Source organism: Brotomerdimonas butyrica, from assembly GCF_025567305.1.
GTDB lineage: Bacteria > Bacillota > Clostridia > Peptostreptococcales > Anaerovoracaceae > Lentihominibacter > Lentihominibacter butyricus.
Genome location: NZ_JAOQJP010000018.1, coordinates 1 through 13753, shown reverse-complemented (window position 1 = coordinate 13753; position 13753 = coordinate 1). Strand labels below are relative to the sequence as shown.

Below are 13753 nucleotides of genomic sequence, written 5' to 3'. Positions count from 1 at the left end.
CTACCTCGTCGCGAGTTTCTTTGCTATAAAGCCCGAAACCGCATTGATGATTATTACTAAAAGCAGCAGCACTACTGCTGTCGCGTATGCTTCATTCGTGTAAAGACCTTCGGACAGGAGTGCGTACATATGCACTGAAAGCGTTCTCGCCGAGTCGAAAAGGCTTCCCGGCACCTGTGCTACAGTTCCCGCTGTAAAGATCAGCGCTGCACTTTCTCCTACTATCCTTCCTATCGCCAGGATCACTCCTGCCAGTATCCCGGGCACTGCACTCGGCAGTATTATCCTGAACACCGTCCTGAGCTTTCCTGCTCCCAGTCCGAAGCTGCCTTCTCTGTAGGAGTCGGGAACTGAGATCAGAGCCTCTTCCGTCGTCCTTATTATCAGCGGCAGTATCATTATCGCCAGTGTCACCGCTCCTGCGAGAAGCGAATAGCTCCAGCCCAGAGTTATAACGAACAGTATATATCCGAACAGACCGTAGACGATCGACGGTATACCCTGCAGAGTCTCAGTCGTCACCCTGATGACTTTCACGAGACGGCTGCCGCGCTTTGCATATTCCACAAGATATATCGCCGAGAAGATACCTGTCGGCACTGCCATCAGCAGCGACAGGAAAGTTATGTACACCGTGCTTATTATTGCCGGCATCATCGACATGTTGTCAGTGTTGTATTCCCATGCGAACAGTTCCGGTTTGAGATGTACGACACCGTTTACGAGTATGTATATTATCAGCGAGAACAGTATCCCTGTAGTGATCACTGCTGACAGTATCACCAGTATCCGCATTATCAGAGAACCCGGCCTGTTTTTATATGTCAGCCAGAACTGCTGCATCGAGCTGTTTCTGCTTCTTCTCATCAGTCAGCCCTCCTTTTCAGTGCCATAAATGAAAGATTTATTATCAGTATGAAAACGAACAGCACTACTGCTGTAGCGATCAGGGCTTCTCTGTGCAGGCCCGACGCGTATCCCATCTCGAGCACTATGTTCGCTGTGAGAGTCCTGACTCCTTCCGTGATGCCTCGCGGCATTATCGCCTGGTTGCCGCAGACCATAACTACCGCCATCGTTTCTCCGATAGCTCTTCCGATGCCGAGGATGATACCTGCCATGATACCCATCTTCGCAGCCGGAAGGACTGCGCGGAACACGCTTCTTTCCTTTGTCGCACCCAGAGCCAGGGAGCCTTCATAATACTGTTCAGGCACCGCTCTTATGTTGGACTCCGCTACGCTTATTATGGTAGGCAGTATCATGATCCCGAGAAGGACTGATGCTGTCAGCAGCGATTTGCCGCTCCCTCCGAACATGTTCTGCACCATCGGCACTATGACCATCAGCCCGAAGAATCCGTAAACTATCGATGGTATCCCTGCCAGCAGGTCGACTGCCGGTTTTAGTATCCTGTAAAGCCCTGCAGGACAGTACCTCGCCATGAACACAGCGCAGAGAAGACCGATCGGTACTCCTACGACAACTGCTCCCGCAGTCACGTATATGCTGCCCACTATCATCGGGAAGACTCCGTAAAGTCCCTGATTCGGTTTCCATGAACCGCCAAGAAGGAAATCGGATACTCCGATTTCCCTGATGGCTGGTACACCGCTTGCGAACAGGAATACACATATGAGGATCACTGCCAGTATAGAAACACATGCTGCTGTCAGGAAGACTATCTTCATGATCTTTTCACTGTATTTTCGCATTTTCTGTACCTGTTATTCTTTCTTATCTTACTTATCTATCTTATTTAACGTCAGCCCAGTTTGTGATTTCTCCTGTGAATATCTTTACGATCTGGTCTGTTGTGAGATCTTCGACTGAATTGTTAGTGTTTACGATAACTGCTATTCCGTCAAGTGCGATCTCCTGGCTTGTGAGACCCTGGGAAGCTTCGTCATCTGCGAGTGCTCTTGATGCCATGCCTATGTCACATACACCTTCGATAGTACTCTGGATGCCTGCGCCTGAACCAGTCTGCTGGATCTCGATCGTTACGCCGCTGTTGAGCTCCTTGTACTTGTCAGCGAGAACTTCCATTACCGGTGAAACTGATGTCGATCCTGCGAGAGTGATCGTTCCTGTGAGTCCGGAAGCCTTGTAGTCGCCTGCGTTTTCATTTGCTGCTATGTAGCCTTCCTCTTCGATGATCTTCTGACCGTCTTTACTCATGATGAAGTTTATGAAATCCTGCGGGAGTTCTGCTACTTCACCTTTTGTAACGATATTGAAAGGTCTCTGAAGTTTGTAGTCGCCGCTCTTCACTGTGTCGACGCTCGCTTCTGTTCCGTCCACCTTTACTGCCTTTACCGAATCATCGAGCGATCCCAGTGAAATGTATCCGATCGCTGCATCGTTTCCTGCAACCGACTGAGTAACAACTGATGTGCTGTTTGAGATCTCAGCGGTATCAACTGTTCTGTCAACGTCATCCTTGAGGACTCCTGTCAGTTCTGTAAAGGCATCTCTCGTTCCTGAACCTTCTTCTCTGGAAATAACAGTAATGTCCTTATCTCCTGTATCGCTGCCGCCGCCTCCGCAGCTTGCCAGTGAGAATACCATCACTGCCGCCAGACTTAACGTAAGAATTTTTGCTAATCTGCTCTTTTTCATCTTTTTACATCTCCTTCGTCTTTTTGATCTGTTTTTTCTTTTTTCTTTTTCTCTTTTGTATGTTTCGTATTATAGGTAGCGAATGTTAAATGCAAAATCTCATATACGTTAAATCTATGTAAAACGTTTTGAATTTATCATAAGGACAAATTTAAAAATATGATCCAGTAACGTCTGCGGTGAATGCGTCACGATCAAAACGACCATAATCTGTGTATAAATCCAGTCACAATCAGGGAAATTACACAAATCAAATTTTAGATGTGCATATAAACGCTCTCGAAAAAAATCCTACACAAGGTTTTTACATATATTGTTAATTCGATGCCAAAAATCACTGTAAACCATGGTTTTTTGGCAGTTGCCACAAAATCCTTGTGTAAATAAAACTTTTTCGATCCGAATCATGCACAAAAAAATGACTTGATGTGTATTTGTTTTCTGTGATCACGATAATCTGCACATCATGTGCCCGTGTGCAGTCTTTCCACTCCAAAAAAACAAAAAAAGACGAGCCTCCCGTGTATGTCGGAAAGCCCGCTCTGATGAGATCCCGTGATCTCGTATATCATTCTTTGATCCATCACGCCCGCTGGACTTATCAGGTCGCTGTCATGGCCGCGACTGCGCTGATGCCCGGTGCTTCTCTGTGGCGCAGATCTGCACCGTGCCCTATTTCTCCGGCTCGTATTCAAACGTAGGCATCGGCTGCAGCTTGAACAGATTCATCTTGTGCATGCGGTCGATCTTCGCCTTCGTTTCCGCATCCTCGCATACGCCTTCTCTGATATATCTGTCGAGTACAGCGTATGTAAAGCCCAGGTTGTCTTCATCCGTCAGTCCGCAGAGCCCGTCGATAGGCACCTTGTCCACGAACATGTCAGGCAGCCCTGCCGCTCTTCCTATAGCCTTGACTTCCTGTACCGTGAAGTGCGAAAGCGGACTGAAGTCGCCGGCTCCGTCGCCGTATCTGGTGTTGTATCCCACCCAGTCCTCGGAAAGATTGCACGTGTTCGCAACTCTGCCGTTCACGCTCTGCGATACCGCGTAAAGCGCAGCCATACGGATCCTCGGAGGCAGGTTCACCTTCGCCTGGCCTTCAAAGCTGTCAAAATGCTTCATCAGCTCTCCCACCATGCCTTCATACGCATCCTTTATATTTACCACGATACCCTCGATGCCGAGATGCTCGACGAGCTTGTGTGAAACATCTATATCGAACTGCTCTCCGTTAGGCATCATCACGCCCAGGACTCTGTCTTTACCGAGAGCCTCCACACACAGCGCCGCCACTACCGAACTGTCCTTGCCGCCCGAAAGACCTATGACAGCCTTGCAGCCCTGGCCGTTTTCCTCGAACCAGTCTCTTATCCACTTGACGATATCGTTCTTTGATTTTTCTGCATTAAACATAAGTATCACCTCTTATCTATCTGTATTTTCCGCCCGATACCAGACCGGCGGAAAGTTTAATGACATGAAAACATTATTGTTAGTATCATATCAGCATTTTCATTTTTATGCAAGTTATTGCAGTCATCCGGATCAGGTGGTATTATATAGTTTAGAAAATTGTGAAAATACTGCGCGCAAACAGCACATGATATCTTTTATGACTTTTGTGTTTTATGCAAAGCGCAGGCTTTCTCTCGAAATACATTTACATTTATGGAGTGTGGAACATGAAAACAACAGAAGGCACAGCCGCTAACGGCTTTACAGGAAAAATCGATATCCCGCAGCTTTACAGACTGAAAAACAGGGACAGAGAAAAGCTCGTACTCACCTACCTCGACGCATTCGACCGGTACCCGAAGCTGCTCAATGTATTTCCGGACAAAAGAAAAAGGCTCCTCGCACTGGAAGCCACTCTCAGATATTACACGGCGTACGACATGATGTACGGTGCCGGATTCAGCCTTGACGAAAACGTCCATGAAGCGGTGATGCTCGTCCATTCCGACAGGATGAAATATACATTTCTCAAGCATCTCGCCGCCGGAAGCTACAGCAGAGAGTACCGCAATGTGATGAACAGGCTCTCCGCAGAAGACAGAAAGCTGCGCCTCGAGCTTTTCGAGGAGCTCGATCTGCTGGAAAGCCGGCTCGATACGATCCCCAGACCTCACATATATGCCGATTTTCTCGGCGTCGAGAAAAAATATCAGCATCAGGGTCGCGGCCGAAAACTCATGACTCAGGTCTGCCGGTACGCAGATGAAGTCGGGCTTCCTGTCATGCTGTTCACCAATACGGCAGACGATGTGAAATTCTATCAGAGCCTCGGTTTCGATGTGATCGGCGAGACATCATCCGAAAAATTCGGTTTCGTCAATACATACATGCTGTACACCAACCGCTAGACACGCAGGATCACAGCGCCCGTCTTATCGCTTTGACGACCGCCCTCGCGTTGATCAGATAAGCTTCGATGGGCTGCTCCTGCTCCTTTGCGGGATTCCAGTATTTCTTCATATACTCGTCGACCATCTCGTCCTCGCTCAGCCCGCCGTTTTCCATACGGCGCACGAATGCGAGCTTTTCATGGCACGCCTCCTCGAACATCTTCCAGTACGTCTCGTTGAAGTCCTTCGGAAGCATGCCGAAATGAGGCAGGCACAGGTATTCCGCGCCGCATGCCCTGCATTTTTTCATTGAAACGATCGCGTCATCGTAGCTTTTAAGTATCGGTGTATGTACGTATTCCGAGGTCTCCATCAGCCCGGTGCTTTCGCTCGTGAAAAGGATCCGGTACGGCTCGAGGTAGTAGCTCATGGAGCAGTCGGTGTGCCCTTTCGTCTCTATCGCTGCCACTGTCTCTTTCCCCAGCGATACCGTATCTCCGTCGGCCAGAACTCTGTCTGCCGCAAGTCCGTCGACGATTATCTCTTCGGTATTGCCCGGATCGTAAAGATCCCGCGCCGTCGTCCCAAGTTCTTTCATGAGCTTTCTCGCATTCGGTCTTTTGAGGATCTCGCTGCAGTGCCTGCTCGCATACACCACGGCATCCGGAAACGCGGCCTTTACATAAGGAAGCGCACCAATGTGATCGTAGTGCGAATGGCTGAGGAACACGATGTCCAGCGTACTGCGCCCGCGGTTCTGAAGCGCGCTTTTCAGGTTTTCGACCATCCTGCTGCCGCAGTACGCCATGCCGCAGTCGAGAAGCGCGGTCTTTTCACTGCCGTTTATCAGCAGCGCCTCGCCGCCGTTGCCCGCCGTCACGCGCTGTATGTCCGCAGGAAAATCGAATCTGTCGAAATCATCCCCGAACACATTGAATATCTTGTCGTCTATTATGATGTTCTTCTGATCTCTTGCTTTGTCTGTCATGATAGAAGCTCCCTACATGTAGTCGTCCGAATAGTCGCCGGGCTCGCCGTCCTCCGGTGAAAACACGATGGTCCCGTCGTTTTCATCCTCTGCCTGTGCGAGATCCGAAAACGGCACCGTATAGCTGTCGAGCTCATAATCCAGCGCATTTTCAAAATCATAGCTGTACTTTTCGCCGCCCAGTTTTTCCACGCGCGACGCTGTGATCGCATCTCTGACGCTGTGGTAAAGAGGCGCGCCTCCGCCGTCAGGGGTCAGCTCGACTTCGGAGTCCTGGGAGTACCAGTTCCTGAACTTGTGGAATTCATCTGTAAATCTTCGCAGGTCGCTGTCATCCTCGGCTCCTGCTATGAGTCCCGTGAGGCTGAGCTTTATCTGATGCAGCAGTGAAAAGATCTCTCCTGAATTGTCCGGAAGTCCGTCAAGTATATCCTCAAAATAATCGTTGAGGAGCTCTTCTATCATAGTCTTGTCAGCTTCCTCAAAAAGCCTGTACATAGCTTCCATCTCGATGTATTCCTCGCTCTCGATCATGTCTGCCATCGCTTCAAAGTATTCAAGTTCGCTCCCGTCCTCGAGATCGAGGTATTCTATAAGTTCTTCGTAATTCATATAAATCGCTCTCCGTTTTCCAAATCAAAATTAAGGAATTTCACCTTCCTGCCTTCGCTTTCCCCCTCGAAAATATGGTCGATCATGTTGATGAAGTTTTCCGAAAGGTCGCTGGCGTAGAACACATTTTCAAAGGATGAATCCTTCGCAAGCATGTCTCTCTCTCCAAGTATTTTTGCTATTGTATCGACGATTATACTGGAAGGATTTATTATATCCAGCTGCGGATATATCCGTTCTATGTTCCTGCTGATCAGAGGATAGTGCGTGCATCCCAGTACCACCGTGTCGAGTCTGTTGCCGTACACGAAATCATCCATGTAATATTTTATGGTCAGATCCATGATGTCGTTTTCGATTATCCCTTCTTCTATCAGAGGCACGAATGCCGGGCACGATGTCTCGAAAATATTTATGCTGTCGTTATATCTGCTGATACACTCCTCGTAGGCTCTGCTGGCGATCGTGACCTTCGTTCCTATTATGCCCACCCGGCTGTCCGCATTGCCGTGTTCTGCGATGCTCTTCGCAGCAGGGTCGATTATGCCGAGTATCGGGATCTGAGGAAATTTTCGTCTCAGATCCTCAAGACATGTGGAGCTTACCGTGTTGCAGGCGATGACTATCATCTTCACATTGCTTTTTACGAGGAAATCTGCGATTTCCATAGAGAAATTCTTTATAGTCGAGATCGCTTTCGATCCGTATGGAGTCCTTGCAGTATCCCCGAAGTAAATCATTTTTTCATCAGGCAGCTTTTTCATGAGGTGCGGTATGCATGTCAGTCCTCCGAGCCCCGAATCAAAAAAACCTATGGGTCTGTTATCCATTGAAGTATATCTCCTCTCGTTTACTGCATACTATCTATTGCGATAATATATGTATCTAAACATTTATTAAATGTCGATAATGCTGAGTTTGCATGTTATAATAGTTTCATTGATTTATATCGGCTTCGCCGCAAGGTGGAAACTATTGAAGCAGACTGCGACAAGCTTGTCTGCTATAATAATTCCATTGCTTCATATCGGCTTTGCCGTAAAATCAAATTTATTGGAACATGCCGGGACATGCTGATGTCCATATCAGCTTATTATATAATATTACTTTTACAAAGTAAATTGCAACGGAGGTAAAAAAATGAATTCGAATGAACTGAAGACCAGAGATCAGATAGATAAAAAGTACAAGTGGAACATCGAAGCGATGATCTCAGATGACTCTGCTGTCGACGGCGATCTCGACAGGATCGCGGAACGTGCCGAAGAATACAACAGGACTTACAGCGGAAAGCTTGCGGAAAGCGCTGCAGGTCTCCTGAAAGCACACAAGGACCGCGATGCTATATGGATGGATCTCGAAAGGATATTCGTATACGCGCGCATGCGCCGCGATGAAAACAACGCAGACAGCAAATACCAGGCTATGACCAGCCGATGCGGCGCCGTTATCGCAAAAGTTTCCGCAGCGATGGCATTTTTCACACCGGAACTGCTCGCTTCACCTGAAGAAACTATCCTCGGCTATATAGACCAGGAACCGGGATTAAAAGAATACGAATTCGCCATCAGAGACACGCTCCGTCAGAAAGCGCACGTGCTTTCCGAAGCAGAGGAAAACATCCTCGCACAGATGAGCGAAGTCACAGGTGCGACAAACGACATATTCACCATGCTCAACAATGCCGACATCAAATTCGGCACAGTGACCGGCGAAGACGGCCAGCCTGTCGAAGTCACTCACGGCAGCTACATCAAACTCATGGAAAGCCATGACAGAGATGTGAGAAAAGCGGCATACAACGCTATGTACGACTCTTATAAAGAACTCATAAACACTATCGCATCATGCTATAACTACAACACCAAGACCGATGTGGTCGGCTCCAGGATCAGAAAATACGAGTCAGCCAGAGCTGCTGCACTTTCCGGAGACAATATACCCGGCGAAGTATACGACAACCTCGTTGCAGTAGTCAACGAATACCTGCCTGTGCTCCACAGATACGTGGCACTCCGCAAGAAAATGCTCGGTCTTGACAAAATGTACATGTACGACATGTACGTGCCGCTCATCGAGCTCCCTAAAAACGACATTCCTTATGAAAAAGCACTCGACATGATGCGAACAGCCCTCGCCCCTCTCGGCAGCGAGTACATTTCCAAGATGAACGAAGGTATCTCGCAGGGCTGGATAGACGTGTACGAAAACAGAGGAAAGACGAGCGGAGCATACAGCTTCGGCAGCTATGACAGCTACCCTTACATCCTCCTGAACTATACTGACACGCTCAAGGATGTATTCACGATAATCCACGAAATGGGTCACTCGATGCATTCGCGCTACACCAGAGACAACCAGCCGTACATCTACGGAAGCCACTCCATATTCACCGCAGAAGTGGCGTCGACGGTCAACGAATCGCTGCTGATGAAGCATCTGCTCAACAATGAGACCGACACAGAGATGCGAAAATATCTGCTCAATCTCTATCTCGAGGAATTCAGGACCACGCTGTTCAGACAGACGATGTTCGCAGAATTCGAGGATATGACTCACAAGGCGATCGAAGATGGACAGGTGCTGACGGCAGAAGGCATGTGCGAACAGTATGAAGCGCTCAATGCCAGGTACTACGGCGATGCAGTAGAAAAAGACGACACCATAAAATATGAATGGGCCCGCATACCGCACTTTTACAATGCATTCTACGTTTATAAATACGCTACCGGATATTCCGCAGCGACGGCTATCTCTAACAGGATCCTGACCGAAGGAGAGCCTGCGAGAGACGCATACATCGAATTTCTGAAGACAGGCGAGTCAGACTACCCTATCGAGCTTTTAAAGATCGCAGGCGTCGATATGAGCAGTCCTGAGCCTGTAAGAAAAGCTATGCAGACCTTTGAAAGCCTGCTGGACGAATTCGAAAAACTGATATAGAACTTATTGGGTCCATTGAAGGATCCCGGATCGTACTAACATGGACTTAAGATAAAATGCCGGGAAGGATCAGCTTTATGAAGAAAAAACACATCAACATTTTTACAAACGGGACAGATTTGTCACTGGAAACACAGACGATCCTCACAAAAAAACTCGTTGACAGAGGATATACGGTGACGGAAGAGTATTCAGGCGACAAAACAGAACTGATAATCTGCATAGGCGGCGACGGCGCACTGCTCAAAGCGGTGCACTCCTGCAGCTTCCCTGAGTGCCCCATCATAGGTATAAATACCGGGCACCTCGGATTTTTCCAGGAAATATCGCTCGACAGCATCGACCGGTTCATTTCAGACTACGAAGACAGGCAGTACTCCATACAGGAGCTGAGCACCGTAAAGGCCGTAGTCACAAAAAATGACGGCTCGGAGCACACGCATATCGGCCTCAACGAGATCGTTATAAGGGGCAGACAGTCGTACTCCGTGCATCTCGATATTTCCATCGGCGGCAAGCCTATCGAGCGCTTCAGCGGAGACGGCATACTGATCGCAACGTCGGCCGGGAGCACAGCATACAACTACTCGCTCGGAGGATCCATCGTAGATCCGCGGCTCAAACTGCTTCAGGTCACACCTATAGCACCGATGAACACTACGGCATACCGTTCGTTCACATCGAGCATCCTTCTCCCTGCCGAGCTGTCACTGGGAGTCGTTCCCGAAAGCAGCGACAGCAGGATATTCATCACGAACGACGGTTTCCAGACAAGCTACTCCGACATACGCGACATACAGGTGATGATATCGGAAACATCGGTACAGCTGATGCGGTTCAAGAACTACGATTTCTGGGACAAGGTCAAGAGCAAGTTCCTGTAGCTGCAGAAAGCCAGAACAGCCGCGCTACCGTCCATCGATCACCCCGGACCTGCTGCACAGGCCATCATCCGCACCGGTCACCACGGTCATCTATCAGCTGTAGAACCCGCTGCGGCTGCATGAAAGACTTACAAAATTGAAAGGCATACAAAGAGAATGACAGATTTTATCCATACAGTTACTTCAGAAGATGAAGGCCTGGAACTGAAAGATATAATGCGCGAGCATTTCGATTTTTCCTCCAGGCTGAGAAATAAAATAAAACGCGAAAAGCTCGTGATGCTCAACGGCGTCCAGACGCCGGGCTGGATCAGGCCTGCAGCGGGAGATGTGATAAAGATCACGCTCCCCGATGAAAGGAGCAACTTCGAGCCGCAGAACATACCTCTCTATCCAGTATTCGAGGATGATGACCTGCTGATAATAAACAAGCAGCCGGGGCTCATCGTCCATCCGACCAAGGGCCACCCTTCGGGCACAGTCGCGAATGCGCTCATGTACTACATGGAGCAGACAGGCCAGTCCTTCAAGATAAGATTCGTGAACAGACTGGACATGGATACATCGGGACTCCTGGTCATCGCGAAAAACGCATACTGCCAGAACGACTACACGCATCAGATGAAGGCCAATCTCGTCAGAAAGCGCTACGTAGCGATCGTCAAAGACATCGTCGAATCGGATTCAGGCACTATCGACCTGCCGATCGGCAGACCCGATCCGGAAAACGTCAGGCGCGGAGTGATGGAAGGCGGCTCGCCGTCGGTCACCCACTACACAGTGCTGCAGCGTTTCCCTCGCATGGGCTACACACTCGTGGAGCTGATCCTTGAAACCGGGCGAACACACCAGATACGCGTACATATGTCGCACATCGGTCACCCCGTGCTCGGCGACTGGCTTTACGGAGGAGACAACGTGAACCTGATCGAAAGACAGGCGCTTCACGCCGCGACACTGACCTTTACACACCCTATAACGAAAAAGCAGCTGACACTGAACGCGCCGCTGCCCGATGACATGCAGAGCGTGCTCGACAGGCTCGTCTGATACACAGTGTGCAGCTTTGCAATTCAAAAAACACAAAGACCCTTTCGTGCGAACAGCTGCGTTATTCAGCCTTCTCGCCGAAAGGGTCTTATTTTCATCCGTTACTCTGCCATTCTGCCGGTGCATGACGCCAGTCGCATCGCCGTTACGTCGATGCACGGTACCGTGATATCTGCGCTGCATTCACGGTCCGTTCGCATTCAGTTCACGGTCCGGGCTTAGTCGAGTATCTCCTCTATCGTCTTTTTCTTGAGCTCGTCGATCAGGATATTCTGTATCCTCTCGATCTCCTGATGTACCTTGCACGGCATGCTGTCAGGGTTCCTGTTGCATTCCTCTTTCATGCAGTGAAGTATCGCAAGATCATCCTCCGTGATATTCACCACATCGTAAAGCGTCAGCTCGCTCAGCGGTCTGTTGAGATAGTACCCGCCCTGGTTGCCGCGCTCCGACTTCACCAGTCCCGCCATTTCCAGCTCTCTCAATATCTTATATGCAAAGGCTTTCGGTATCTCCTCCGCCTGGCATATCTCACGTACATTATGGACTTTACCGTCATGCAGGACACGGCATATGCGCATCGCATAATCGCTTCGTCTAGTAATAAGCATCTTTATACACACTCCAAATTCTTATTTTCAGTATTAAAGTAATAATGTAACACATTTTTCCTCTAAAAGCAATCATGCCTTTTAAAATGTGTGATATATATTTCCTGCCTGCGGATCCGCACCCGTCTTGTACTTTATCAGTTCGCTGACTGTCACGGTCTGGTATCCGTTTTCCTTAAGCCACGGTATGATCTTGTCTGTGGCATCGGCAGTCGATTCGTAGATCGAATGCATCAGGATTATCTTTCCGTCGAGGTTTGAAGCGCTGCGGACCGCGTCGAAGATCTTCTGCCCGTCGCGGTATTTCCAGTCGAGGGTATCGACAGTCCACATTACCACCGGCAGATCTGACATCTTGTTTATCGCATCATTTGTTTCCCCGTAGCTCGGTCTGAACAGCGTAGGATACACTCCCGCAACGTCTTTTATCACCGCATTCGTATCATTGAACTGCCTGGTAAGCTCTTCCGGCTTAAGACTTGTCAGCACTGGATGGTTCCACGTATGGTTTCCCAGCTCGCATCCGATCTCATACGCCGTCTTCACGTTCTGAGGGCTGCCGTACACACGGTTTCCCAGATAAAAGAAAGTCGCCACTGCTCCGTGCTTCTTAAGGCATTCCAGGATCCTGGTCTCCGCATTTCCTCCCGGCCCGTCGTCATATGTCACCGCCACCATCGGCTTTGAAGGATCGATATATCTCTCCAGCACGCTTTCCCTCAGCGTCCCTTCCAGGTCGGAAACCGATATCCCCGCCTGCACCACACCCCTTGATTTTTTCAGCACGGTGCCTTCATCGAAGTAAAATGTCACACCTTCGTCTGTGAGCGCGTATTTGCTGAAATTTCCCTCCTCAGCTGTTACATACTGCTCCCAGCCCTTTTTCAGTTCATCCTTTCCATAGTTGCGTCTGAAATATTCACTGAAATACTTCGAACAGATCTGCCTGTAGTTTTCACGAAAGATCTGCATCGGTTCAAGTGGATTTCCCGTCTTCGCAGAAAACTGATATGTATTTATGCGGGAGTCAGCTCTCTTCATGTCCTTTTCCACTTCGCTGCTGTTGTCCTCGTATATCGCCAGGCTTATCGCTCCGCTGACCGACCGATAGACACTGGATTTCAGTATCAGCGCATGCTCCAGCGGCCTGTACAGTCTCTTCTTTTCTTTTTTTCTGGCCTTTTCCACTGCCGAGGCAGTTTCTATGTACTTCTGTTTTATCTCGGATATCCGCTGTTCGCGAAAAGCTGCAACGTTCCGGTCGTCGCACGCATCATACTCGACTACATATGATATCGGGCTGGCATATTCGTATTCGACCTTTGTCTTATCAGTGACTGAAAAGTTCTGCGTTTTTTTCAGTTCCTCGTCCGCATACTGCCGGAATTCCTCTTTGTTCTGATAAACGTTGGTCGAGACATATGCCGCGATCGCTATCAGCGATGTGATCACAAGTACCGCGAGAAATATCACAAGCAGTAACATATTTCTGTTTTTTCGTCTGTTTTTTGATGTAAAGTGTCGCCGTACTCTGTTTTCCATTACTGTGTTCTTTCTCCTTGAATTTATACTATTATTATACACTTAAACAGCACTGCAGCACAACCGTTATAGCTAGTGTAAAATATTTGTAGGTCAAAAAAAGATCAATAGAAAAGAGAACTTCCTTTTGTGTTAGAATTTAAATAACCCAAAACA

General features: G+C 48.7%; 13 protein-coding genes. 4 read left to right on the top strand and 9 right to left on the bottom strand.

Annotated features, from left to right (window positions below):
- The 4 genes from pstA to nadE form a co-directional block, all read right to left on the bottom strand.
- Positions 1 to 867 (bottom strand): phosphate ABC transporter permease PstA, encoded by an 867-nt coding sequence (gene pstA / locus OCV59_RS11170; RefSeq protein WP_147594522.1) that lies wholly within the window; start codon positions 865 to 867, stop codon positions 1 to 3.
- Complete coding sequence (gene pstC / locus OCV59_RS11165; RefSeq protein WP_147594521.1) at positions 867 to 1715, bottom strand: phosphate ABC transporter permease subunit PstC; 849 nt, start codon at positions 1713 to 1715, stop codon at positions 867 to 869. Before pstC ends, pstA begins: the two co-directional genes overlap by 1 nt.
- A gap of 40 nt (positions 1716 to 1755) precedes the next feature.
- On the bottom strand, positions 1756 to 2622 hold the full coding sequence (locus tag OCV59_RS11160) for a substrate-binding domain-containing protein (protein ID WP_147594520.1): 867 nt from the start codon (positions 2620 to 2622) through the stop codon (positions 1756 to 1758).
- A gap of 672 nt (positions 2623 to 3294) precedes the next feature.
- Complete coding sequence (gene nadE / locus OCV59_RS11155) at positions 3295 to 4035, bottom strand: NAD(+) synthase (protein WP_147594519.1); 741 nt, start codon at positions 4033 to 4035, stop codon at positions 3295 to 3297.
- Positions 4036 to 4304: 269 nt separating this feature from the next.
- Here nadE and OCV59_RS11150 point away from each other — a divergent pair, with 269 nt between their 5' ends.
- Positions 4305 to 4985 (top strand): GNAT family N-acetyltransferase, encoded by a 681-nt coding sequence (locus tag OCV59_RS11150; protein ID WP_262584363.1) that lies wholly within the window; start codon positions 4305 to 4307, stop codon positions 4983 to 4985.
- 10 nt (positions 4986 to 4995) lie between these two features.
- Here the strand turns inward: OCV59_RS11150 and OCV59_RS11145 are convergent, their stop codons facing one another.
- Genes OCV59_RS11145 through murI form a run of 3 tightly spaced genes read right to left on the bottom strand, consistent with a single transcriptional unit; the run spans position 4996 to position 7397 of the window.
- Complete coding sequence (locus tag OCV59_RS11145) at positions 4996 to 5955, bottom strand: MBL fold metallo-hydrolase (protein WP_147594517.1); 960 nt, start codon at positions 5953 to 5955, stop codon at positions 4996 to 4998.
- A gap of 12 nt (positions 5956 to 5967) precedes the next feature.
- Positions 5968 to 6567, bottom strand: a complete 600-nt coding sequence (locus OCV59_RS11140) for a hypothetical protein (protein ID WP_147594516.1) — start codon at positions 6565 to 6567, stop codon at positions 5968 to 5970.
- Positions 6564 to 7397: a glutamate racemase gene (gene murI, locus OCV59_RS11135; RefSeq protein WP_147594515.1), complete on the bottom strand. Its 834-nt coding sequence runs from the start codon at positions 7395 to 7397 to the stop codon at positions 6564 to 6566. The genes OCV59_RS11140 and murI overlap by 4 nt, the downstream gene beginning before the upstream one ends.
- 310 nt (positions 7398 to 7707) lie before the next feature.
- Here murI and pepF point away from each other — a divergent pair, with 310 nt between their 5' ends.
- The 3 genes from pepF (at position 7708) to OCV59_RS11120 (ending at position 11444) form a co-directional block, all read left to right on the top strand.
- Positions 7708 to 9510: an oligoendopeptidase F gene (gene pepF / locus OCV59_RS11130; RefSeq protein WP_147594514.1), complete on the top strand. Its 1803-nt coding sequence runs from the start codon at positions 7708 to 7710 to the stop codon at positions 9508 to 9510.
- Positions 9511 to 9587: 77 nt separating this feature from the next.
- Positions 9588 to 10394: an NAD(+)/NADH kinase gene (locus tag OCV59_RS11125; protein ID WP_147594513.1), complete on the top strand. Its 807-nt coding sequence runs from the start codon at positions 9588 to 9590 to the stop codon at positions 10392 to 10394.
- Between the two features lie 156 nt (positions 10395 to 10550).
- Positions 10551 to 11444, top strand: a complete 894-nt coding sequence (locus OCV59_RS11120) for an RluA family pseudouridine synthase (RefSeq protein WP_147594512.1) — start codon at positions 10551 to 10553, stop codon at positions 11442 to 11444.
- Between the two features lie 218 nt (positions 11445 to 11662).
- On the opposite strand, the gene OCV59_RS11115 is transcribed toward OCV59_RS11120, so the two are convergent.
- The gene (locus tag OCV59_RS11115) at positions 11663 to 12055 is read right to left on the bottom strand and encodes an RrF2 family transcriptional regulator (protein WP_147594511.1); all 393 of its coding nucleotides are present in this window, start codon (positions 12053 to 12055) and stop codon (positions 11663 to 11665) included.
- 81 nt (positions 12056 to 12136) lie between these two features.
- A complete protein-coding gene (locus OCV59_RS11110; protein WP_147594510.1) occupies positions 12137 to 13597 on the bottom strand; it encodes a polysaccharide deacetylase family protein in 1461 nt (486 codons plus the stop codon).
- Between the last annotated feature and the right edge of the window lie 156 nt (positions 13598 to 13753).

Excerpts from the sequence above, each read along its gene's own strand:
- pstA (WP_147594522.1), bottom strand. The coding sequence starts at position 867 with ATGAGAAGAAGCAGAAACAGCTCGATGCAGCAGTTCTGGCTGACATAT.
- murI (WP_147594515.1), bottom strand. The coding sequence starts at position 7,397 with ATGGATAACAGACCCATAGGTTTTTTTGATTCGGGGCTCGGAGGACTG.
- OCV59_RS11125 (WP_147594513.1), top strand. The coding sequence starts at position 9,588 with ATGAAGAAAAAACACATCAACATTTTTACAAACGGGACAGATTTGTCA.
- OCV59_RS11145 (WP_147594517.1), bottom strand. The coding sequence starts at position 5,955 with ATGACAGACAAAGCAAGAGATCAGAAGAACATCATAATAGACGACAAG.
- pstC (WP_147594521.1), bottom strand. The coding sequence starts at position 1,715 with ATGCGAAAATACAGTGAAAAGATCATGAAGATAGTCTTCCTGACAGCA.
- OCV59_RS11120 (WP_147594512.1), top strand. The coding sequence starts at position 10,551 with ATGACAGATTTTATCCATACAGTTACTTCAGAAGATGAAGGCCTGGAA.
- OCV59_RS11110 (WP_147594510.1), bottom strand. The coding sequence starts at position 13,597 with ATGGAAAACAGAGTACGGCGACACTTTACATCAAAAAACAGACGAAAA.
- OCV59_RS11115 (WP_147594511.1), bottom strand. The coding sequence starts at position 12,055 with ATGCTTATTACTAGACGAAGCGATTATGCGATGCGCATATGCCGTGTC.
- nadE (WP_147594519.1), bottom strand. The coding sequence starts at position 4,035 with ATGTTTAATGCAGAAAAATCAAAGAACGATATCGTCAAGTGGATAAGA.
- OCV59_RS11150 (WP_262584363.1), top strand. The coding sequence starts at position 4,305 with ATGAAAACAACAGAAGGCACAGCCGCTAACGGCTTTACAGGAAAAATC.
- pepF (WP_147594514.1), top strand. The coding sequence starts at position 7,708 with ATGAATTCGAATGAACTGAAGACCAGAGATCAGATAGATAAAAAGTAC.
- OCV59_RS11140 (WP_147594516.1), bottom strand. The coding sequence starts at position 6,567 with ATGAATTACGAAGAACTTATAGAATACCTCGATCTCGAGGACGGGAGC.
- OCV59_RS11160 (WP_147594520.1), bottom strand. The coding sequence starts at position 2,622 with ATGAAAAAGAGCAGATTAGCAAAAATTCTTACGTTAAGTCTGGCGGCA.